At 41.3% G+C, this 23,074-nt stretch carries 21 protein-coding genes and 1 riboswitch; of the genes, 9 read left to right on the forward strand and 12 right to left on the reverse strand.

The genetic code is table 11. The features are described from left to right. Positions 1–46 precede the first annotated feature (46 nt). The 3 genes from AC3CAU_RS15885 (at position 47) to ftsW (ending at position 3,021) form a co-directional block, all read left to right on the forward strand. Positions 47–295 carry a DUF6587 family protein gene (locus AC3CAU_RS15885; RefSeq protein ID WP_131216066.1) on the forward strand — a complete coding sequence of 83 codons (249 nt, stop codon included), beginning with the start codon at positions 47–49 and terminating at the stop codon, positions 293–295. Positions 296–456: 161 nt separating this feature from the next. After that, the gene (gene murD / locus AC3CAU_RS15890) at positions 457–1,803 is read left to right on the forward strand and encodes a UDP-N-acetylmuramoyl-L-alanine--D-glutamate ligase (protein ID WP_447053911.1); all 1,347 of its coding nucleotides are present in this window, start codon (positions 457–459) and stop codon (positions 1,801–1,803) included. A gap of 21 nt (positions 1,804–1,824) precedes the next feature. Beyond that, positions 1,825–3,021, forward strand: a complete 1,197-nt coding sequence (gene ftsW, locus AC3CAU_RS15895) for a putative lipid II flippase FtsW (protein WP_131216064.1) — start codon at positions 1,825–1,827, stop codon at positions 3,019–3,021. A gap of 14 nt (positions 3,022–3,035) precedes the next feature. Here the strand turns inward: ftsW and AC3CAU_RS15900 are convergent, their stop codons facing one another. The 7 genes from AC3CAU_RS15900 to AC3CAU_RS15930 all read right to left on the reverse strand — a co-directional run bounded on the left by AC3CAU_RS15900 (position 3,036) and on the right by AC3CAU_RS15930 (position 9,742). Further along, on the reverse strand, positions 3,036–3,269 hold the full coding sequence (locus tag AC3CAU_RS15900; RefSeq protein ID WP_131216063.1) for a zinc-ribbon domain-containing protein: 234 nt from the start codon (positions 3,267–3,269) through the stop codon (positions 3,036–3,038). 50 nt (positions 3,270–3,319) lie between these two features. After that, positions 3,320–4,252 carry a tRNA glutamyl-Q(34) synthetase GluQRS gene (gene gluQRS, locus AC3CAU_RS15905; RefSeq protein WP_447053912.1) on the reverse strand — a complete coding sequence of 311 codons (933 nt, stop codon included), beginning with the start codon at positions 4,250–4,252 and terminating at the stop codon, positions 3,320–3,322. A gap of 2 nt (positions 4,253–4,254) precedes the next feature. Beyond that, positions 4,255–4,782 (reverse strand): RNA polymerase-binding protein DksA, encoded by a 528-nt coding sequence (dksA, locus tag AC3CAU_RS15910; RefSeq protein WP_067722416.1) that lies wholly within the window; start codon positions 4,780–4,782, stop codon positions 4,255–4,257. A 209-nt stretch (positions 4,783–4,991) separates the two neighbouring features. Further along, positions 4,992–5,801, reverse strand: a complete 810-nt coding sequence (gene cpdA / locus AC3CAU_RS15915; protein WP_447053913.1) for a 3',5'-cyclic-AMP phosphodiesterase — start codon at positions 5,799–5,801, stop codon at positions 4,992–4,994. Between the two features lie 10 nt (positions 5,802–5,811). After that, the gene (locus AC3CAU_RS15920; RefSeq protein WP_447053914.1) at positions 5,812–6,432 is read right to left on the reverse strand and encodes an NUDIX domain-containing protein; all 621 of its coding nucleotides are present in this window, start codon (positions 6,430–6,432) and stop codon (positions 5,812–5,814) included. Positions 6,433–6,509: 77 nt separating this feature from the next. Next, complete coding sequence (thiC, locus tag AC3CAU_RS15925; protein ID WP_131216059.1) at positions 6,510–8,405, reverse strand: phosphomethylpyrimidine synthase ThiC; 1,896 nt, start codon at positions 8,403–8,405, stop codon at positions 6,510–6,512. A gap of 110 nt (positions 8,406–8,515) precedes the next feature. After that, positions 8,516–8,644, reverse strand: a riboswitch (TPP riboswitch). Between the two features lie 90 nt (positions 8,645–8,734). Beyond that, positions 8,735–9,742 carry a hypothetical protein gene (locus AC3CAU_RS15930; RefSeq protein WP_424622070.1) on the reverse strand — a complete coding sequence of 336 codons (1,008 nt, stop codon included), beginning with the start codon at positions 9,740–9,742 and terminating at the stop codon, positions 8,735–8,737. A gap of 335 nt (positions 9,743–10,077) precedes the next feature. On the opposite strand from AC3CAU_RS15930, the gene abuO reads away from it, so the two are divergent. Both abuO and phoU read left to right on the forward strand, forming a co-directional pair. After that, entirely contained in the window at positions 10,078–11,430 is a 1,353-nt protein-coding gene (gene abuO / locus AC3CAU_RS15935; protein WP_447053915.1) for a multidrug efflux outer membrane protein AbuO, read from the forward strand. A gap of 96 nt (positions 11,431–11,526) precedes the next feature. Continuing rightward, complete coding sequence (phoU, locus tag AC3CAU_RS15940) at positions 11,527–12,246, forward strand: phosphate signaling complex protein PhoU (protein WP_131216112.1); 720 nt, start codon at positions 11,527–11,529, stop codon at positions 12,244–12,246. Positions 12,247–12,352: 106 nt separating this feature from the next. Here the strand turns inward: phoU and AC3CAU_RS15945 are convergent, their stop codons facing one another. Further along, the gene (locus AC3CAU_RS15945; protein ID WP_447053916.1) at positions 12,353–14,155 is read right to left on the reverse strand and encodes an ABC transporter ATP-binding protein; all 1,803 of its coding nucleotides are present in this window, start codon (positions 14,153–14,155) and stop codon (positions 12,353–12,355) included. Between the two features lie 147 nt (positions 14,156–14,302). On the opposite strand from AC3CAU_RS15945, the gene AC3CAU_RS15950 reads away from it, so the two are divergent. Next, positions 14,303–14,920, forward strand: coding sequence for an alpha-ketoglutarate-dependent dioxygenase AlkB family protein (locus AC3CAU_RS15950; protein WP_447053917.1), 618 nt, complete (start codon positions 14,303–14,305; stop codon positions 14,918–14,920). Between the two features lie 218 nt (positions 14,921–15,138). On the opposite strand, the gene AC3CAU_RS15955 is transcribed toward AC3CAU_RS15950, so the two are convergent. Further along, a complete protein-coding gene (locus tag AC3CAU_RS15955) occupies positions 15,139–15,912 on the reverse strand; it encodes an IclR family transcriptional regulator (protein WP_131216054.1) in 774 nt (257 codons plus the stop codon). 480 nt (positions 15,913–16,392) lie between these two features. Between AC3CAU_RS15955 and AC3CAU_RS15960 the strand changes: the two genes are divergently transcribed. The 3 genes from AC3CAU_RS15960 to AC3CAU_RS15970 are packed head-to-tail and all read left to right on the forward strand — an operon-like array spanning position 16,393 to position 19,743. Further along, positions 16,393–18,480: an FUSC family protein gene (locus AC3CAU_RS15960; RefSeq protein WP_447053918.1), complete on the forward strand. Its 2,088-nt coding sequence runs from the start codon at positions 16,393–16,395 to the stop codon at positions 18,478–18,480. A gap of 2 nt (positions 18,481–18,482) precedes the next feature. Continuing rightward, the gene (locus AC3CAU_RS15965; RefSeq protein WP_131216052.1) at positions 18,483–18,689 is read left to right on the forward strand and encodes a DUF1656 domain-containing protein; all 207 of its coding nucleotides are present in this window, start codon (positions 18,483–18,485) and stop codon (positions 18,687–18,689) included. A 46-nt stretch (positions 18,690–18,735) separates the two neighbouring features. Beyond that, on the forward strand, positions 18,736–19,743 hold the full coding sequence (locus tag AC3CAU_RS15970) for an HlyD family secretion protein (protein WP_447053919.1): 1,008 nt from the start codon (positions 18,736–18,738) through the stop codon (positions 19,741–19,743). A gap of 363 nt (positions 19,744–20,106) precedes the next feature. On the opposite strand, the gene ruvX is transcribed toward AC3CAU_RS15970, so the two are convergent. The 3 genes from ruvX to recN form a co-directional block, all read right to left on the reverse strand. Then, positions 20,107–20,550: a Holliday junction resolvase RuvX gene (gene ruvX / locus AC3CAU_RS15975; protein ID WP_131216050.1), complete on the reverse strand. Its 444-nt coding sequence runs from the start codon at positions 20,548–20,550 to the stop codon at positions 20,107–20,109. Further along, on the reverse strand, positions 20,543–21,097 hold the full coding sequence (locus tag AC3CAU_RS15980) for a YqgE/AlgH family protein (RefSeq protein ID WP_131216049.1): 555 nt from the start codon (positions 21,095–21,097) through the stop codon (positions 20,543–20,545). Before AC3CAU_RS15980 ends, ruvX begins: the two co-directional genes overlap by 8 nt. A gap of 117 nt (positions 21,098–21,214) precedes the next feature. After that, positions 21,215–22,876 (reverse strand): DNA repair protein RecN, encoded by a 1,662-nt coding sequence (gene recN / locus AC3CAU_RS15985; protein ID WP_447053920.1) that lies wholly within the window; start codon positions 22,874–22,876, stop codon positions 21,215–21,217. Positions 22,877–23,074 lie beyond the last annotated feature (198 nt).

Here is a 23,074-nt window from a genome sequence, read left to right on the forward strand (position 1 = left end):
GAATCGGGCTAAGTTGACTTAAAAATAATCTGTACAGGAGATTGAGATGATTGAAGTTGTGATTGTTGCGGCATTGGTGATTTGGAGTGCAATTGTGGTCTTCAAGAAAGTGTTTCCTCAGACGGCAAACTCAGTCTTCATGAAGTTGTCCAGTTTTTGTGATAAGCAAGGGTGGTCCACTCTGGCCAAGTGGTTAAAACCTGCCATGCTTTTAGGTTGTAGCGGAGGCTGTGGATGTTCTGCAACGGAAGACACTCAGAAAAGACCGGAAGTCCAAGCGGTAAAATGGAAGTAATTTTTTAATTTTCGCCCAATTCAAAAAAACCGTCTTTTATGACGGTTTTTTTACGCGCGGACACAAAAAAAGACGCATAAAGTCAAAACAGAAAAAGCATTCAAAAGAGCAAAGTGCTAACATTTTGTCAGTTTTAAAACATACCAAGATATGGGGTAAAAATGTTAATTCAACGTGGTGGATTAAAAGTCGTTGCAGGGCTCGGAATTTCAGGTGTTGCAGCAGTAAATTTCTTACATGAAAATGGCTACCGCGTTGCAGTAACAGATTCTCGAAAGACGCCTCCGGGACACGATCAAATTCCAGGCGAGGTTCAAACCAGTTTTGGTCAGCTCGATCAGGAGCTGTTATTGCAAGCCGAAGAAATTGTGATTAGTCCGGGGCTTGATCCAAAAACCCCTGAAATTCAGGCAGCGGTTACCAAGGGTATTCCTGTGGTGAGTGAAATCCAGATTTTACGCCGTGCCACAGATAAGCCAATTATGGCAATCACCGGTTCAAACGCAAAAAGTACCGTTACAACATTGATTGGCTTACTGGCGAAAGATGCGGGAATCAAGGTGGCAGTCGGTGGCAACCTGGGACGTCCGGCACTGGATTTAACCAAAGATAATCCTGAACTGTATATCTTGGAACTTTCCAGTTTTCAGTTGGAAACCACATCTAATCTAGATGCAGAAGTCGCAGTCGTCCTTAATTTGAGTGAAGATCACTTAGACCGTCATGGTGACATGATGGGCTATCACACCGCAAAACATCGCATCTTTCAAGGAGTGAAAAAAGTAGTCTATAACCGCGATGACTCACTGACGCGTCCATTGGTTCCAGATGTAACTCCGATGCAAAGCTTTGGTTTAAATGCTCCAGACATGAATCAATATGGCATCTTAAAAGAAGATGACGGCACAATCTGGTTAGCACGTGGTCGCGAGCGTTTACTAAAAAGTTCCGATATGTACATTCAGGGTACTCACAATGTAGCCAATGCTCTGGCATGCTTGGCGTTGGGCGAGGCGATGGGTTTGCCGCTTGAGTCGATGCTGAACACCTTAAAAACCTTTAAAGGTCTGGAGCACCGCTGTGAATTTGTCAAAGAGCTGAATGGGGTGCGTTATTATAATGACTCCAAAGGCACCAATATTGGCGCGACCTTAGCTGCAATTGACGGTCTGGGCGCTGCCATTGAACCTAACCAAGGCAAAGTAGCGATTATTTTAGGCGGCCAAGGTAAAGGGCAGGATTTTACAGCCTTACGCGATGCCTTAACTAAATATGCAAAAGTTGCGGTACTGATTGGTGAAGATCGTGTAGTGATTGAAAAAGCGATTGCAGGAACAACGACATTGCTTCATGCAGAATCGTTAAAAGAAGCGGTGGAATTATGCCAACAAAATACACAAGCCAATGATGTGGTGCTATTGTCACCTGCATGTGCAAGTTTTGATATGTTTAAAGGTTATAGTGAACGTGGACACCAGTTTGTTGAATGTGTGAACACACTTGCTTAAAAGAATGATAAGGAACGTTGTATGGCTGGGTTAGCTCAGACGACCATAGGTAAAATTAATCAGGTCTATAATGAGTGGGGAGCCAAAATCCCCGCTGAAGTTACGTCACGTAATGTACTGATTTTTTGTGTGATTGCTTTACTTTGTATCGGCTCAATCATGGTGGCATCAGCATCGATGCCCTATGCCGACCGTTTACATGAAAATCCGTTTCATTTTGTGATCCGACACGGAATTTCAATTTTAGTGGCAGGCATTGCAGCATTTCTGACTTATAAAGTCTCGCTCAATATCTGGTTCAATAATACCTTTCCATTATGGATTATGACCATTCTATTGCTCGCTGTGGTTTTAGTGGTCGGCACCGAGGTCAATGGTTCAACCCGATGGATTCGTATTGCTGGCTTTACCTTGCAGGCATCCGAAGTCGCCAAGGTCATGATGGCTATCTTTACTGCAGACTATGTAGTACGCAGGGCAGAAGAAGTTCGTAATAATCTGTCCGGTCTGTTCCGCTTAGGTGGAGTCATGGTAATTACCGTCGGTTTAATCCTGGCGGAACCGGACTTGGGCGCAACTGCAGTGATTGTCTTGATGATTTTAGGGGTGTTCTTTTTAGCAGGTGCACCACCGATTCAGTTCATCGGTTTTATGCTGGCAATTATCCTGGGTTTAGGAGCTGCGATTATCTTTGAGCCCTACCGTTTACAACGGGCCTTGTCTTTTACCGATCCTTGGGCTGATCCCTTAGGTACTGGTTATCAGCTTTCCAATGCACTGATGGCCTTTGGCCGGGGTGAATGGGCTGGGGTTGGACTGGGACACAGTATCCAGAAAATGTCCTATCTTCCAGAAGCGCATACCGACTTTATGCTGGCGATTTTAGGTGAAGAGTTTGGTTTCCTTGGCATCAGTACCGTATTGATCTTATCCTTTACGATGCTGGTCTGTTGTATCAAAATCGGTCATCGTGCTTTGCAGCATCAGTATTTGCGTGCAGGCTATTTGGCCTACGGTATTAGTATTATTTTCTTGCTGCAAATTCTGGTCAATGCAGGGATGAATATGGGGATGCTGCCAACCAAAGGTTTGACCCTGCCGTTTATCAGTTATGGCGGTTCATCATTAATTATGTGTGCCGTGATGATCAGTTTAGTGCTGAAAATTGATGCCACTACCCAAAAAGCCAACCCGAGTAAAGAAGAATCCAGCTTCTAGCTTGAATCTGATGATCAATTCTGCTGGGTATGGGTTAATACTGTACTCGGCATCTCGGTGCCACAATTCAGACATTTAACGAATTCTCCTTTCGCCTTTGAAAGGGGAATCAGTGGGATAAAAAATAAAGAAAAATAATTACGCTGTTGTTTTAGTTCATAGGCACTTCTGCTTCTGCAGACCGGACAAACAAACTGACTTTTCTCGACGACTTTAGTTTTCGGACCCATTCCAAAAATAAAAAACATAGCCTGAACTCTTTTTAAGTTTTGTCTTTTAGCTTAGCGCATTTTTGATGTTATAAATAAGTGCCTTGCAGTTGCATTGTGTGGGGAATCTGTTGTATATCCCACTGGGCAATGGCTTGCTTGAGCATACGTTCTGGGGTGTCCAAATCAACTTCAGCTTGATGCAAGGCGCGAATCGCTTGTTGGAGTAATTCAGGTGCACGGTTGAGATCGAGTGGTTGCGCCATGTTCTGTTTAGAGAGCTTTTGTCCCTGATCGTTCATCGCCAAGGGCAGGTGCATATATTCAAGTTTGGGATAACCCAATACTGAACCAAGCCAGATTTGCCGTTCAGTGTTATCCAGCAGGTCTGCACCACGCACGACATGGGTCATGCCTTGCAGATAATCATCCACCACCACAGCCAGTTGATAGTTAATAATGCCATCACGACGCTTGAGCACAAAATCACCGAGCTCGTGTTGCAGATTAGAACAGTGCTTAGCTTGCAGGCGATCACTGAAGCAAATTTCTTGATCGGATACTTTGACACGAATCGCTTGCTGCTCAAAAGGTAGCTTTAAATCACGGCAAGTTCCTGCATAGATATGATTGGAACCCAACATTTTGCGGGTACATTGGCAGGCATAGACCAGATGCTTTTGATGCAGTTGATCAATTACAGCATCGTAGATGTCCAGGCGGTTTTTTTGGAAAATGATTTCTGCATCAGCTTCAAATTGAAAGGCTTCAATTGAACGCAGGATATGCGCTTCACTACCAGGATAAATACGCGGAATATCGGTATCTTCAATCCGAACCAGCCATTTGCCTTTATGCGCACGTGCATCGCAATAACTGGCCACAGCGGTGATGAGTGAACCAAAATGCAAAGGGCCGGTTGGCGATGGCGCAAACCGACCTGAGTAGCGAGACAGCGAAACATCGTTTCGCCGCTGCGCAAGAGCCGAGTTGTGCTCGGCTGAGGGATTCTCAACAGTCACAATTAACCGTTATTTTGCTTCTCTTTGATTTCTGCTAGAGTTTTGCAGTCAATACAAAGGGTTGCAGTTGGACGTGCTTCAAGACGACGCAGACCAATTTCAATACCACACGTTTCACAGAAACCATAGTCGTCGTTTTTAATCGCTTCAATTGATTGCTCAATTTTACGAATTAATTTACGCTCACGGTCACGTGTACGGAGTTCAATTGCAAACTCTTCTTCTTGTGTCGCACGGTCATTGACGTCAGGCAATGCAGTATTTTCATCCTGCATCGTGTTTAAAGTACGATCTACTTCAGACATTAGCTCTTCTTTCCATGCCAAAAGAATTTGGCGGAAATGTTCAAGCTGTCCTTCGGACATGTATTCTTCATTTTTTTTCGGCTGATAAGGTGCAATACCAAATAAGCTAGCAGTAGAACCACTTTCTGACGCTTTTGGCTTGGTTTTTCGCACACGTTTTGTAGATTTTTCGTCTACAACATCAGTTTGTTCGTCCAAGACTTGATTTTGGTTGTCATTCGCCATTTAGGACATTCCTCATCATATACGTATTATCTATACGCAAAAAATATGGTGATATGCAAGTGTTTTTATCCAACTCTCAGGAGATTCTCCTTCGAGGGCCGTCATCATATAGACTTTTTATGCTTTTTGATAGTCTTTGATGCCTGGATTCCATCTATCACGCTTTCTTTTGAAGCCATAAAATAATAGAAAAAAAGCAAAATGAAAAGTTAATAACCTGAAATTTCAACATTAATTTTTTGCTGCACCTTTTTGGTACGATGAATCTCAGTGTGTAACTCGCCATTTGCTTTCAAATGTAATACACGAAACCCCGGTGCCTCCTCATCTAGAGCAAAATCCTCACTTAAAGGTCTGAACTGGACACAGGTTGAAGGTGTCGAAAAAAACTGAATATTTTTCCATTCATTCAAGGAGTCTTGATGAACATGACCACTTACGACCGCTTTCACATTACTGTGTCTGGCTAAAATATCGGTTAAATTTTCAGTGTTTTTCAATTTATGTTGATCAATCCATTTTGATTTCATATCGAAAGGATGATGATGACATGCAACAAGCACAAATTGCTGTTGGAATTGAGATAAAATTTGATCAAGTTGGTGCAGTTGCGCTTCCTCAATCCAGCCATCAGTTTTGTCACGCACAGCGCTATTTAATAATACGATGCTCCACCTGCCAAAATGAATCGCATGAACCCGATTTTGATTATGGTAGAAAGGGAACAGGTCAATATTGTCATGATTCCCAGGGATTTGATAAAACGGGATTCCTAAACTCTGCATAAATTCCAAATAACGAGTATAGGTTTCTTTCACCGGCACTTGGGCCAAATCACCGGTATGAATAATGGCATCTGCATTTGGATATTGCTGCTGAATTTGTTTCATGACGGCATGAAAACTATGTTCAGGATTCATATGCACAAATTCTAAATCTTCCTGATTCATCAAATGTGTATCTGAAATTTGAATAATGGTCCAGTCTTGCTGGGGTTCATGGCTATTGGATACAGTCATGTCTGACTCCTTAGACATTCCTGGTAGCTTGAATATGCTGTTGCAACCATTGCAATGCCATAATAACCGGTGCATTTCTTAAACGACCATTGGTGAGGAGATTGGCAATTTCACTGTAGTCAATCAAATGCAATTGAATATTTTCGCCTTCATCTGGCATCCCAAATACACCGCCTTCTTGAGGAAGAGCGGCTTGTGCACTGTATAAATGGAAAATTTCTGAGCAGGCACCGGCAGATGGATAAAAGCTGAATAGATGATGTAATTCATCAATTTCACAGCCTGATTCTTCTAGACTCTCACGGCGGATACAGCTTTCAGGCGACTCATCACCATCTAGTACCCCGGCAATCACTTCCAGTTGCCAAGATGAATCAGAATCATCCATTGCGCCGACACGAAATTGTTCAATTAAGGCAAATTTTTGCTGGGCATCATCATAAATCAGCACACCAGCAGCTTCAGGTCGGTGAATGAGTTCACGTTGGATGATGGGGGTGTATTCAGTCTGATTAAATAAACGATGTCGGAGACTGACTTTTTCAACCTGAATGAAGCCGCGGAAAAGATATTCGCGTGACTGGATTTTGACTTCGTCGCTGTTATATGTTGCTTGCCTAATAATATTCATATAGCTCAGTCAGGATGAAAAGCAAGCACTCATCCTAACTGAGAATTTCATGAAAATAAAAGACTTTTTTTACCAAATTACAGCTTGTGGTACAATTTCTGACCATGTTTCTGATAAGTGGTTTTCATGGTTTCAAATCCTGCTGCTATCTCCGCATTTTGTTCTTGCCTATGTTCTGCATTACTTTGATTTTTCGCATAATCTCTCACATTTTGGGTGATTTTCATGGAGCAGAACTTTGGTCCGCACATTGAACAAAAGTGCGCTGATTTATGGGCTTCCTTGGGCATGGTTTCATCATGCATGCTGCGTGCGGTATCGGGGTCAAGACTTAAGTTAAACTGGTCTTCCCAGCGGAATTCAAAACGTGCTTTGGACAAGGCATTGTCACGCACCTGTGAACCCGGATGACCTTTGGCTAAGTCGGCAGCATGCGCGGCAATTTTATAAGTGATGATGCCATCTTTGACATCTTTCTTATTTGGTAAACCTAAATGTTCTTTTGGTGTGACATAACACAGCATCGCTGTGCCATACCAGCCAATCATCGCGGCACCAATCGCTGAAGTAATATGGTCATAACCCGGAGCAATATCCGTAGTTAAAGGCCCAAGGGTATAGAAAGGCGCTTCTTGGCAGACTTCAAGTTGCAGATCCATATTTTCCTTAATCATATGCATCGGCACATGTCCCGGGCCTTCAATCATGACTTGCACATCATGTTGCCATGCGCGATGGGTCAGTTCGCCCAAGGTACGCAGTTCACTAAACTGGGCTTCGTCATTGGCATCCTGAATACAGCCCGGACGTAAGCCATCGCCTAAACTGAACGATACGTCATAGGCTTTCATGATTTCGCAGATTTCATCGAAATGGGTATACAGGAAGTTTTCTTGATGATGGGCAAGGCACCACTGCGCCATGATGGATCCACCACGCGAGACAATTCCAGTTAAGCGGTTTGCCGTGAGCGGAACATAACGAAGCAGTACCCCGGCATGAATGGTAAAGTAATCTACACCTTGTTCAGCCTGTTCAATCAACGTGTCTTTAAAGATTTCCCAGGTTAAATCTTCGGCTACACCATCGACTTTTTCCAGTGCTTGATAGATCGGAACTGTACCAATCGGAACAGGCGAGTTACGGATAATCCATTCACGGGTTTCATGGATATTTTTGCCTGTCGACAAATCCATAATGGTGTCTGCGCCCCAACGGGTCGCCCAGGTCATTTTCGCCACTTCTTCATCGATGCTTGAACCCAGTGCCGAGTTGCCGATGTTGGCATTGATTTTCACCAGAAAATTACGTCCGATAATCATCGGTTCAATTTCAGGATGGTTAATATTGGCAGGAATAATTGCACGACCTTCCGCGACTTCCTGACGGACAAATTCAGGCGTAATTTCGGTTAGGTTTTTCGCCCCGAAGTTTTGACCAACATGTTGACGCGCATCTACACCCTCAAGCTGGCGTTGATTTTCACGGATGGCAATATATTCCATTTCAGGAGTAATAATACCTTGACGTGCATAATGCATTTGGGTGACATTTTTCCCCGATTTTGCACGACGCGGCTTTTGAATATGGGCAAAGCGAATCTGTGCCGTGCGAATATCTTTTAGACGTTCTTGTCCAAAGGCAGAGGTTAGCATCTCTAAACGTTCAGTGTCTTGACGTTCTTCAATCCAGGTTTCACGCACATTGGGTAAACCTTTATTCAGGTCAATTGCAATTTCAGGATCGGTATACACCCCTGAAGTGTCATAAACCAGAATATCTGGATTCTGTTCGCCGCCTAAGCCAGTCGGGGTATCGGTCAGTTCAATGGCACGCATCGGGACTTGAATATCCGCACGAGAGCCTTGGAGATAGACTTTTTTTGAAGCGGGTAAAATTCGGGTGAGATCTTTGGCATCTTGCTCATGTTGAGCAGAAATATCTGTTGCAGATAGATTCGTTAACTGGTTCATTGCAATGATCCTTATGAATGACATCAACGAATCAAGCACGACCAAAAACGTGGCAGATTTATCTGGTTTAATTCATTAGAAAATTAATCAACAGATAAATTGAAGGCTTCAGTTTTTAGATGCTTGATTCCTACGCAGGTTCTAACCTGATCAGGTTCAACGGTACTTGTGCTTAAGTTCTTTATAGAAAAGACTGACACAATCTCAGCGAGTAATTACTCGCGCTCCGTCAAGCGATGGACAAATATTAGCATGCCCAAGCACTAAAAAACATTCACATTAAATATCGCTTTTATGTCGTTCTATAAATTTTTAATTTAAAGCAAAAATTAAAGACATACTGAATCACTAAAACAGTCCCGTGTTTTAGACAGGCTTAAATTTTGTAAACCTAAATACTGGTCTAATTGTTTGAGCGTAAGCTGATTTTCAGACATTGACTGTTGTTGTTTTGAACTTAATTGAAGTGGAATTTCTTTTAAACGCTGCTGTTCAGATAATTGTAGAAATTGCAGAAATTTTGTAGCCTGAAGCGCTAAATACGAATTTTTGACCCGAGCTAATTTTTCAATTTCATCTAGCGAACTACTTTGAATTGAATATTGATCGGTATAAGTCTCAGAGACAGGCGAGTCGTTCATCCCTTTAAATAAAAACTGGGTATACATGTGCAACAAGTACTCTGCATCTTTGCGATAGCTACTTTTAGGATATTGATTTAAATATTCTTCCCAAAATAAGGCACGATTTGCAATCTCATGCGGCTCAATCATTAAGGTATTTTCAACAAACACTGGCATCATATTTTGTGTTGCCAAATTTTCGATAAAAACTTGTTCTGCTTGAGGCATATACGGGGCAAATATTTTGGCTAGGTATTCAGGACTACGACGATAATTGACTAAACCTTTACCTGCATCGAACAGCTCAATGTAGGCTTGTCCCTTGTGTTTCAATAAATATTGATCACGTAAATTCAGTTGTTCAAAATGGCTTTGTTGAATGGTAGGATGCTGGGCTAAATCAAAAGCATAGGTTTCAAAAGCCACTTGCTGTGACGGTGTTCTATCTACGGTTAAGAAGTTTTTATACATTTGATTGGATAATACTAGCAAATGCTTTTGTTCGGCAAATGTAGACAGCGGTAAGCATAATTTTAAATCTTGATTGATCTGTTCTAAGGCAAAAGTAGTTCGTTCTGCATTAATTGTGGACATATTATTTTCAATATTTTTACATAGCGAAGATAAATCTACCGTTTCATCTTGCTCAGATTGTTTTTGTACTTGTTCTGGAATAGGCTGTGGCTCAGGCTTTTGACATCCGAGCAAAAGCATCAAAATGACAAAAGGCAGGCATTTCTTTACAGAGAATTTTTTTTTGAGAGACACAGTCATTATATATCTGGATAAATGCGGCAAGGATTTTAACGGATTACAGGTATTCTATAGCTGAAAAGAATTTTGTCTGTGTAGTATTGTGCAGGAGTTTAGTTACCTGCTGTGATCAATGACCAACATTTTACAGATAAATGGATATAACATGGGCTGATTGTAAAAATTAATAAAAATCATACGGAAAAGTAGAAATATCATTCTAATATTGCAGAGTTTTCTTTGAACTATGCGTGTGTGCAGATGGTCTGGTACGGGGCAGGGATTTAGCATAAAAAATGAATATAAATATAGTCATCAGTGCATGTGTTTTGCTTGTAAGTCCGTGCAGTTATGCTTTGGATCTGGTGGAAGCTTATCAACGTGCACAAAGTACTGATCCAAATTGGCAAGCCAATCTTTTACAGTATGAGGCGGACCAATTAAATCTGGGAATTGCGAAAGGAAATTTGCTTCCAACGATTAGTGTTTCTGGAAATGTCACACGAAAAAGCCAAGATACCAATCAGACCAGTATTCCTGGTTTTCCTCAGGACGCATTTAGTACATCTTCTTCAACGACTAAACAAATTGCCATGACTGCACGGCAACCGATCTTTCGTTGGGATGCGTGGGAAGGTTTAAAGCAAGTTAAAACCTCGGTTAGTCTGAGTGAAGTCAATTTACAATTACAACGCCAGGAACATATTTTAAATGTCTCTGAATCTTATTTTAATGTGCTGCGTCAACAGAGTTTAACCACTGCAAATTTACAAGAAGAAAAGGCCTTGTTGGAACAGCTCAATCTCATGAATGCGAAATTGCGCGAAGGTCTGGTTGCAAAAAGTGATGTCAGTGAAGCCAATGCGCAATATCAAAGTGCAAGAGCGAATCGTATTTCTACTCACGTGCAATTGATTTTGGCACAAGAGCAACTGGCACAAATCATTGGACCTTATCGTGAAAATTTGGCAGTACTCAGAGATGACTTTCAGTTTCAAAAACCTTATCCGGCAGACTTGGAAGCATGGACAGCTTTGGCACTGAGTCAAAACCTTTCTATTAAACAAGCCCGGATTCAACAGCGTTATGCAGAGGATCAGAAACGGATAGAAAAAGCCGCTTTATATCCGCAAATTGAAGCGGTAGGCACTTATGGATATGCCAAACAGTCCCCACAAAATGTCATATCCAGTGACGGTCAGTTTGATCAGCTGGGTGTGGAAATGAACTGGAATGTGTATAACGGCGGACGCATGCAAAAATCCATTCAAAAAGCTGCAGTGAATGTGAAAAAAAGTGAAGCCCAGCTTGATGCTGCCATTCGTAAAGCCAGTACCGATGTAAAAAAATCCTATATGCAGGTGGAAACCGATCAGGCCAAACTACAAGCGCGTAAAGCTGCCATGGATTCGGCCACTATTGTTTCTGAAGCCTCTAAAGCCCAGTATCAGGAAGGTTTGAAAACTATGGTGGATGTGCTTTTGGCGCAACGAAATGCGTTTTCTGCCAAACAGGATTACTTAAATGCACAATATGATTATTTGATTAATGTGCTACGTTTGAAAGCTGCTGTTGGCAAATTAACAGAACAGGATGTTGAAGCAATGAATGCTTGGCTGATCGATAAAGCAGTCCAGCCAGCCAGCTAAACATTTAGAGGTTTGTCATCAAAGCTTCATATTAGATATGATTTAATATTGACCAAAATTTTTAATCCTAAAATTGCTGTTGTGGAGTACGCCCCCTTGCCAAATAATCCGGTGTTGAACCACCATATTTCTTCGCAATTTAATGAAGAGTTGCAGGATGTAAATACCAAATTTATGACCATGGGTGGCTTGGTTGAACAGCAAGTTGCCAACGGTATCCGTGCTTTATTAGACACCGATGCCAGTTTGGCGATTGATGTGCAATTTCAGGACAATATCGTCAATCGTTTAGAAACAGAAATTGATGAAGCCTTAACCCTGATTTTGGCGCGTCGTCATCCTGCGGCAATTGACTTGCGTATGGTAATAGCCATGTCTAAAGCCAATACCGATTTAGAGCGTATTGGTGATGAAGCGGCGAAAATTGCCCGTATCGCGCAGAATTTGTGTGAAGAAGGTAATTCACCTCGCGGCTACATGGAAACCCGTCATATTGGTAACCAGGTGCGGGTGATGATCCATGATGCCCTAGATGCTTTTGCGCGTTTAGATATCGATCAAGCTTTGCGTGTATTACTTGCCGATGCCGATATTGACCGTGAATATCAATCTGCAACACGTACCTTAATGACCTATATGATTGAAGATCCGCGTCATATTTCACGGGTGATTAATGTGTTGTGGGTACTGCGCTCTTTAGAACGAATTGGTGATCATGCGCGCAATATTTCTGAACAAGTCATTTATATAGTCAAAGGTTTAGACGTACGCCATACCAGTGTTGCGGAAATTGAAGAAAAAGTTCAAGAACGTTAATTTCTAAATCAATTCTCAAAAAGCCTCAACTTAGATTGAGGCTTTTTTTATCAGTATGATGTTGATTAAAAAAATTAAAGAACAGATATTCAAACAGATGTTGTGTCTAACTATGGGTTTCTTCCTCAGAATCCTCCTCAAAAGTTTTAGCAATTTTTTCAATGTTTAAACTTTTGGCCATAGCATCAAAAATTTCTTTATATACACCTTCTTGATGATAGAGCGCATCATGTTCGCCGTGTTCGACAATGCAACCTTCTTTCATCACATAAGTGTAATCGGCATCAATTATTTGCGACAAACTATGCGAAATCATAATCACGGTTCGTCCTTGTTTAATTTGATCCAGACTTTTTTTAATTTGCTCCGAGGCAATCGCGTCTAAACTGGCAGTCGGCTCATCCAGAAAAATAATCGGTGGGTTCTTTAAGAACATTCGGGCAAGTGCAATCCGTTGTTGTTGTCCGCCTGAAAGCATCAGGGCATCGGCGTCATAAGCATGCGGAAGCTGTAAAATTTGCTCATGAATCGAGGCTTTTTTGGCTGCAGTCATCACATCTTCTATACTGGCATCGGTTTGACCATAGCGAATATTCTCAAAAATAGTCCCTTGAAAAATATGATTTTTTTGCAGTACCAAACCAATATGATCACGTAAATAGTGAGTGTCGATGTCTTCCAAATTTATGCCATCGAGTTGAATCTCCCCAGACGCGGGCTGATAAAACTTATCCAATAAGCTGATTAAGGTCGATTTCCCCGCACCCGATAAACCGACCAAAGCGGTGATTTTATTCGGTTGAATCACCAGGTTGATGTTGTTTAATGCATGAAGGCCATTGGGATAATAAAATTCGACATTTTTAAGTTCAAACTTCCCTGTAATCACAGGTTTTTGTGCACCACTTGGTTCAATTTCATGATCGGCTTCTAAAATTTTAAAGAAGCTTTCTGAGTAAATCATCGCGTCATTCACTTCATCATAAATACGGTGCAAGGAACGAATCGGGGCGGAGACATTATTGAACAGCAGGACATGGTACATAATCATACCAATACTCATTTGCCCATCCAGCACAAAATAAGCGGTTAAAATGATGATCAGCACAATCCCAATCTGTTCGATAAAGGTTTTTAAACCGTCAAATAAAAAACTGGTTTGACGGGTCTGCATCTGATTGTTGGTCAGTTCTTTTTGGAGTTTGAGCTGTTTGTCAGATTCAATCGATTCGCGATTAAAAGATTTGATCACCGTAATCGAGTTGATAATGCTTAAGATGCCTTGGCTCTTTTTTTCACGTCCATCGCGTAGATTACGTCGCCATCCCCCCAGTTTTTGTGCCTGTTTATAGGTCAGCCAAAAATAAATCGGCACAATACTTAAAGCCACCAATCCAACATAGAAGTTGGCATAGAACATCAGCCCCAATGCCACAATCGCACTGGTAAATAACGGTAAAATATCAATAAAGAAGATTTGCACCAAGCGCGTTAGCGAACCAATACCACGGTCGATACGAGTTTGTAATTTACCGGCCTGGTTATTGTCTTCATTAAAAAAAGCCAGCCGATAGGTCAGAAATTTTTCAATGATACCTTGGGCTAAATCCTGCGAAACAAAAATTCGCAGTTTTTCGCCATAAAATTTTTGTCCAAATTGCACGAAGGCATTGATGACTTCTTTACCCAGTAAAATAGCAGAGATGGTGATAAGAATATGCCAGCCTTCTGAAAGTCCTGAACCTGCTTCAATCAGGCGATTAATACTATCAACGGCGTATCTTAAAGTCAGTGCATTGACCTGTGCGGTGAAGGATCCAATCAGGGTTAAAATGAGGGTTGCAATGACCAATAAGCGATAGGGGCGGACAAAAGGTCGAAGTTTTTGAAATAAGTGCCATAAATTCATATGCAGTTTTTTATTGTTCAGCTTGATTTCAGTCTAAGCCTGATTTTCTGATGTCACAAGCGCATACAATGTTTTGAATTGTGAGCAGGAATAATCCGCTAAAATAAAAGTGAATTTTACATTTATTTATGACTGTGTATTTTGACCATGAACTTTGAATTGTTTGCACCTGAAGCTCAAGACAATCTCTTGCCTTGTGACGGGATTGTAGAAGATTATGGCCTGATTTTAACCCCTGAGCAGAGTGAAAAATATTTGCAGTATTTTTTAAGCAATTTAGCCTGGCAACATGACCGGGTATTTTTATTTGGCCAACATCATATCACCAAACGCCAAGTGGCTTGGTATGGCGATGAAAACTATCAATATCACTATTCAGGCACCTTTAAGCAGGCACATCTGTGGAATCCTGCGTTATTTCGTTTAAAGCAGCATATTGAGAAATTGGTTGGACATTCGTTTAATTCCTGTTTGGCTAATCTGTATGAGGAGGGTACGCAGGGCCTAGGTTGGCATAGTGATGATGAAGCGACTTTAATCTCCGATAACGAACAAGAAACTGTAATTGCTTCTTTAAGTTTGGGTGCCACACGAAAATTCAGTTTTAAGCATAAAAATAAAGCTGCAAAAGTCGATATACTTTTACATAGCGGACAACTGATCGTGATGCGAGGCCAAACCCAGCAGTACTGGAAACATGCTTTAATGAAATCGACAAAAATAGTTGAACCACGGATTAATCTGACCTTCCGTTATTTTTTCTAAAGGTAAAGGAATGCATTTGACCGGCTAACAATAAGAAGGCAAAAAAAAGCTCATGCATAGGCACAAGCTTTTCTCTGAGGATGTTGCTCAAATTGTCATGGAATACAATTGGCTGCATGAAGAACAATAATCATATTATGAGAATAAATTAAATAATTCAATTATAAAATATGCTTTATTTTGCGTAAATTGATATTTGTTTGAATTTTAACATAATTTTAAAGCTCATCATCTCCAGATAATTCAGCAAATTTTTTCTCAATCAATGCAGCATTTTCCTGCAAAATTTCGATCAGTTTCTGGAAATTAATAAACTCAAAGCGATTTTTAGAGCCTAATAAGGTCAAAGCTAAAGGAGGTTCTTTGCTGGAAAATTTCACTGGAATAGAAAGGCTGGCCAAATTTGGATCAACTTCTCCATTTGAGAAATAATAGCCCTGCTTTTTAATCTGTTTCATCTGTAACAGGAATTCTTCTTCGCTATGGGCAAATCTGACTTCAGAAAATTCAGTTTTAAAGCGCTGGTAATAATCCAAAATGTGCTTTTTGGACAAATGCGCCAGAATGGCTTTGGCAGACGAACCTTTATAAATAGGGCGAGGGCAACCACGGCCATAAGTCAGTGTAGTCAGGTCTTTATACAGTTCATGATGAATGTCGATACATGAATCGTAATTCAAATGCGTGAGCAGACAGCCGAATTCAGTACGTTCCACAATTTGCTGCATAAACGGAATGCTAATTTGCACCAAAGGATCTGTAGTGCGGGAAATATAGTCCAGTACTGCAATTTTAGTACCTAGCGTGTAGTCACCTGAAGTACCACTTAAGCGTTGTAATAATTCTGAGGATACGAGCTCTTTCAAATATCGGTAACTGGTGGGTTTAGACAGTCCTAATTCTTCACTAATGATATCGACATTAATGATAGGGCGAGACACCGAAAACAGATCCAAAACGGTGAGAATCTTACCAAAACTAGAAATTGCCATAAGTACCTGCTTGGTCAAAGCATATAAAAAGAAAAAATAACACGTAGTACTTTATAACAAAAAATAGCAAGAGCAGAGCTTTTGTTCTGACAATATTGTATTTGTCAGTATTTAAAAAAATTTTATATTTTGTATGAGAAATTTAATGATTACTGCTTAAATATATTTTATTAATTTAATACATATTATCATAATAAGATATTATAATTGACTTATATTGGTTTTTTTGAAAAGATGTCTGATATAAATATCTAATGATGAATATTTAATCATATTTGGTTAAATATTTCTTCTGTTTTATGTCGCATAAAAAACGTAATGTGAAAACTTCTCTATTCATTTTGAATGACGACCATTTCTGATGGCATGTTTACTCATGTCTATTTTTTACCCGATGTATCTTCAATATATCTCGTGCACTTAAGTCGTCGTTCAAAAACCAGTGGAGTAAAGCGTTAAACCTGAATTAGAGATCCATCCATGCTGCTCATCAAACCATTACTCGCATTTCGTCCAAATAAAATGGATTGGATTTTTGCGACTAAAACTTTTGTGGCAGGCATGCTGGCCCTTTATGTCGCATTTTCTTTGAATCTGGCTTATCCGATTTGGGCCATTGGTACAGTGTTCGTGATCGCCAATCCGTACTCGGGCATGACCTCTTCAAAAAGTATTTATCGGATTTTGGGAACCTTGCTGGGTGCCATTGCCTCGGTTGTAGTCACTCCGCTTTTGATGAATACCCCATGGTTATTTACCTGTTTCTTGGCGGCCTGGGTGGGATTTTGCCTGTATATTTCGCTGCTGGATCGAACCCCGCGCAGTTATGTTTCTATGCTGGCGGGTTATACCGCAGTGATTATTTGCTACAACATTATTTATTATGCCGATACGGTGTCTATCTTTGATATGGCAATTGGCCGTTTTCTGGAAATTACAGTGGGAGTGGTCTGCAGTGCTATTGTCAGCACCACCATTTTTCCGCTGCACATCGGGCCGGCTGTGGAAACCCGTGTTTCAAAAACCATTCAGGATACCAACGCATTATTTGACCAGATCTTGCTGGATCAAAAGCAACTGCATCACTACAACCAGTTACTCGGCAATATTACCCGGGATATCTCCGATATCCATACGATGGCGGTACATTTATCGTATGAGAAATCCAGCCTTCAGGGCATGACCAAACCGTTACAGGAAATGCTGCATCAATTAACTGTATTGGTGGCAAATCTGGTGGCGATGTCTGAACGCATGAAACAGCTCGACCAAATTGATTTGACCTATCGTACCAGTTTGAAAGCTATACATACTCATATTGCTGAATTTTTAAAAGATGACCATGAGATCAAACCACAGGAACTGAATCTTTTACCTAACCAGTTTGAATCTGATTTTGATGCTTTAGTGGCATCGGCACGACCTGAACAAGTGATTATTTTAAACGGCTTGAAAATGGATATCCGGCATTTTATTCAGAATGTCCGTGCAGTAAAACTGATTTGGCAGCGCATTCAACAAGGCGATGATTCCTTGCCTGAAAGTATGAGTCCTTTAACTACCACCTATCCGAGTTTGCATCGGGATCATGGGGTAGCGGTGCGTGGGGGCATTTCGGCATTTATTATTATTATGATTTCCACAGCATTCTGGATTCTAAGTGGCTGGAAAGCAGGCTTCATGTTGGCGGAAATGGCGGCAATCAGTGCCTGTATTTTAACTGCCATGGATAATCCGGTACCAGCGTTAAAAATCTTTATCCGTGCCAATATTTATGCGGCTGTAATGGTTTTTATTTATGCTTATGGGGTTTTCCCGCATGTCACTACCTTTTGGGAACTGGTCTTGGTTCTGGCGCCCTTCATTATATGCTGTCTAATGTTATTTCCTCATCCCCCTTTAACCGGATTGGGGCTACCCCTACTGATGGGAACGATAATGGGGTTAAATTTACATAATAATTATTCGCTAGATCAGATTGCGTTTTTTGATGCCTCGATTGGCTCACTGATTGGTCTGATAATTTCGGTTTACGTAATTCACATTGTTCGGGCGATGTCTCCGGATATAACCGTACAACGCATTTTGGCTATGCATTATAAAGCGGTCAGAAAGGCCTTGTATCTGCCTTATGGGACCGAGTTTAAACAGCATTTGCGTAGCATGCTGGATCGGATTGGAGTGCTGAATGGTAAAGCTGCTGTTCAGTCGCAAAGGTTAAACAAAGAAATTCATCTGGCACTGATTGAAACCAGTGCAGTAATTGACCTGACGCGACTGCAGGAGCTGATCGAAAAACTACCCGAGCAAGCATCTATTGTTTCTTCGATTGAAAATTTGCAACAGTCGCTAGATGACTATTTTCGTGCCAAAGAAATGCAGCGACCCCATACCGACATTTTACAGAATTTATTGCATAGCCTTGCCGTGGTTCAATCTGCAACTGATGAAGTCGAGAATCCCGATATTGCACAGCGTCTAAAAATTTCACTCAATAATATCTGCAGCAGTCTGTGTCATCAAAATACGGTCAATGGAGCTAAACAGAAAACTTTGGCAGTGAGCTAAGCATGGGTGAACTTAATCTTTATGGGGTCTACGTCCCGATCCTTCTAATTCAGAGCATTCTTGCGTATGTGCTGCTTAAAATCGTCAGGAGGGCAACAGATCGACTGATTGATCAGGGCTGGATTGCAGGGCCCGGCATATTCAATTTGTGCCTGTATATTGTGCTGCTTTTTCTGGTGCACTGGCTCTTTATCCTGTGTGCCATCTAATGGACATCCGTGCTGTCCAAATTGAAATGAATGAGGTAAACCTGAAATGACATCTTTTGATCTACGCAAAATAATTCGTCCGATTATTTTGCTGGTGGTAGGGCTGATCGCGATTTTTGCCATCATCCATATCTGGAATTATTATAATTCCGAACCGTGGACGCGTGATGGGCGTGTACGTGGTGATGTGATTCAGGTGTCTTCTGATGTTTCGGGGCTGGTAACTGAGGTCTTGGTACAAGATAACCAGAGCGTTAAAAAAGGACAGGTGTTGTTTAAAATTGATGTCGCCCGCCAGGCCATTGATGTCGAACAAGCCAAATCTGATTTGGCCAAGGCCAGCGCGGGTTTAACTGCAGCTCAGGCCGAGCTGGCCCAAGCTCAAGCCAATGTGGTGAAGTCGCAAGCAAATATTAACTGGGCAGATAAAAATGCCAATCGCTATTCCAGCTTGATGGATGGTGCAATTTCAAAACAAGAACAAGAGCATATGTTTGCAATGCGTGATCAGTCCCATGCAGAACATGAACAAATGGTTGCAGCCATTGCACAGGCTAAAGCCAACATCGTGCAGCAAAAAGCGCTCATTGAAGTGGCAACCAGTAATCTGCATCTGAGAGAACTGAATTTGCATCGCTCTGAAGTGGTTGCACCTGCCGATGGCACCTTGTCCAATTTTGAACTGCAGCAAGGCAGTTATGTCAAAGTGGGGCAAGCGGTTGCAGCACTGTTAAACCGCCAGCATTTATATATTGTGGGTTATTTTGAAGAAACCAAACTGAATAAAATTTATGTCGGAGCACCCGCAACCATTCAAATGATGGGTGATTCTGAAAAGTTAACAGGCCACGTTCAAGGGATTGCATCGGGTATTGAAGACCGCGAACGTACTTCGACCTCCGGACTTTTAGCCAATGTGAATCCAACCTTTAGCTGGGTTCGTTTGGCACAGCGCGTGCCGGTAAAAATTATTCTGGATGAAATGCCGAAAAATGAATTGGCTTTTATTGCAGGACGCACCGCAACCATTCATATCGAAAAACCAGTCAAATAATGAATGCCAATCAGTTAACCAACCGAGGAATATTTTAAATTCCTCATGTTGTTTGATAAGAAAATACCTTATTCACAACTTGAACGGGAACAAAGCATTACTTTGTTTCTGTTCAAGATAAAACTAAAGTTAAAAATACAGTATTGCCAATTTTTTTCATCAGAGATACTGTATCTTAAGCACCCAACGAGCAGTACATATTGGATTTAAAAATAAGACTGCGGTGAGTGACTCATAAGATAAGGGGAATGGTGCAACCGCTTAATTGATCAGCATTAGCCAGGTAATCGTATTTGTTTGTTCATTTTAATAAAAAGCCATTCAGTTTTGAATGGCTTTTTTACATTAATGATATTTAGAAAATTAAGGTGTAAGCCCTTCAGGGTTGCGATACCAGCTTTCAATAAAAAGTGCAGCAGCCACACTATCCGCAGACAGTTTTTTAGCGCGACCTTGAGCTTGATAATGACCCAGTTCATCTCGCGCTTCACGAGTGGTTAAACGCTCATCTACCATCAAGGTTTCAATATTGGTTTGATGGCGTAAACGGCGTGCAAACTTGCGTGAGCGTGCCGAAAGTTCAGATTCGCTATCATCCATATTCAACGGCAATCCCACTAAAAATAAAGTCGGTTGATACTGTTTCACAATTTTCAGTAATTCATCCCAGTTGGGAATCCCATCTTTCATTGGAAACAGGCCAAGCGGATTGGCACTTTCAATCAAGGATTGACCGACCGCCATGCCCATTTTCTGTGTACCAAAATCGAATGCCATAATCAGCTGGGGTGGTGATAAATCAGGCATGTCCAATCTCTGATGAAAGCCAATTGCGGTCTACGCCCATTTTTTTATAGGCAGCATCCCAACGATCGTCGTAAGGCAAGTTAAAAATTAAATCCATATCTGAATCACAGATGAGCCAGTCGCCACGTGCCAGTTCTTTTTCAAGCTGGTTTTTGCCCCAACTCGCATAACCCAAGGCAATTTGATAACGTCCAACACCTTCGTTATGTGCAATGGCATCTAAAATATCTTTAGATGTGGTGATGCAGACATTTTCACCCACCGCAATGGATGAATGCCAGGTCGGCTGACCGGTATGCAGCACAAAGCCTGCTTCCGGACGTAACGGCCCACCCTGTAATACATCATGGGGATTGACATTATCCGCTTCAATTTCCAAGTCATTCAATAACTCTTTGATTGAAAGACCGGAAGGGCGGTTAATGATAATGCCTTGAGCACCATCTTCATCATGTCGTGCCAAATAAATAACCGTATTGGCAAAAAAATCATCGGCTGAATCAGGAGGTGCAATCAGACAGCGATGTGTCAGATATTGTTTAGTCATCTAAGCTATCCCCCTTAAAATCAAAAAATCTGATTAAATTAATAATAATGCTTTTATAAGCAACTTACTAAACTAATTGAATTTCGCCAATCATTTTTTGTGATTTAGCCTACAAACTTATACCTGATGAAACTTAAGTTGACGTAATTGCTTGGCATGTTGCAGGGTTGTGTCATTAATTTCGACACCGCCGGTCATACGCGCCAACTCATCAATACGTTGTTCTTCGCTCAGGTCGATAATGGTGCTGCTTGCAGGATCCGTTTGGCGTTTCTTCACCAACAGATGTTGATCGGATTGTGCTGCCACTTGAGCTTGATGGGTAATACATAAAATCTGTACATGTTGGGCTAAATCTGCCAATAAGCGTCCAACCATTTCTGCCGTACCGCCACTGATTCCGACATCAATTTCATCGAACACCAACACTTCAGATTCGGTTTTTTCAGCATTCATCACTTGCATGACCAGAGCAATACGTGACAGTTCACCACCAGAAGCTACACGTGCCAAGGGTTGTGCAGGAATGCCTTTATTTGCGGTAAACAGCAATTGAATAAAGCTGAGGCCTTCTGATGATGCTTGTTCCAAAGGTTCAAACTTGAATTCAAAATGGGCTTCAGGCAATGCCAGTTGTTTCACTTGTTCTGTGAGTTTTTTAGCTAACGGACTCGCGGCTTCACGACGAATATCATCTAGGTGCTGAGCTTTGGCTAAAAAGTCTTGATGTGACAATTCTACTTGTTCAGCTAAAGTCTCAGGATCTTCCAGTTGATGGAGCTGTTCAAGTTCCGCCTGCCACGCCTCATATTCTTCTTTTAGCGTTTCAGGTTGAGTACGATATTTACGCGCTAAACGATGGAAGATTTCCAGTTGCAAGTTGAGCTCTTCCATGCGTTCAGGATCAAAACTTTGGCGGTCAATAAATTGATGTAAATTCGCCGTCGCATCAGCAAGTTCACTTTGTGCATTTACTAATGAATTATAAATTTCTGCGAGTAGCTCACTGCGACCGGCATGCGATTCCAAACGACGAATAATCGAAGAAACCTCTTGGGTGATATTTTGTTCAGCTTCATCCAGCGCATTTAAGCTATAGCTACAATCCAGCATGATATGTTCATGATGACTTAAACGGTCGAACTCTTGCTCAATCTCTTTATAGTCAATGTGAGTGATTTCTTCGAGTTCTTCAAGCTGTAATTCTAAAGTCTCAATCCGTTGTTTACGCGTCACTTGTGCATCTAATGCCGCTTGATGCTGACGAATATCTTTTTGCCAGGTGCTATAGGCATCGCGGACATCTTGTGCAGGCTGATAAAAGTTGTTGTAACGATCTAACCAATGCTTGGGATAAGGATGTTCCAACAATTGTTGCTGACTGTGCTGACTATACAGTTGCACCAGTAAACGACCAATTTCTTTCAGTTCAGCCAAGCTGCTTGGGCGACCATTAATCCATGCTTTGCTGCGACCTGTCGCAAAAACCACCCGTCTTAAATGAATCTCGCCAGATTCATCATCCAACTCATGTGCTTTAAGCCATTCAGCTTCGGGACTTTGTTCTTTATAACTGAAAACAGCGGTAACATCGGCTTTGTCTGAACCAAAACGGACGTAATTGGTATCGGTGCGCTCACCCAAACAGGCAGAGAGGGCATCCAACAGTAAAGATTTACCCGCCCCTGTCTCCCCAGTCAGGACATTGAAACCTGGTTCAATATCAATGGCTAAATGATCGGCTAAAGCGAAATTGATCAGAGTTAAGTGTGTCAGCATAAACGCATCCGAGCTGCGAAAAGTTTTAATCTAAGATAGTGAAATTTTGTTTTGGTCACAAGCCAGCTCTTATTTTAAGATGACGTAAAACATTATTATTTTACCTGATATTTATAATGAAAATACTTTTTACTGAAGATACCTTATAAAAACAATATCTGCTTCCATTGAATTCAATATTACTACGCTATAAGTTTG

This window comes from Acinetobacter sp. GG23 (assembly GCF_057766365.1).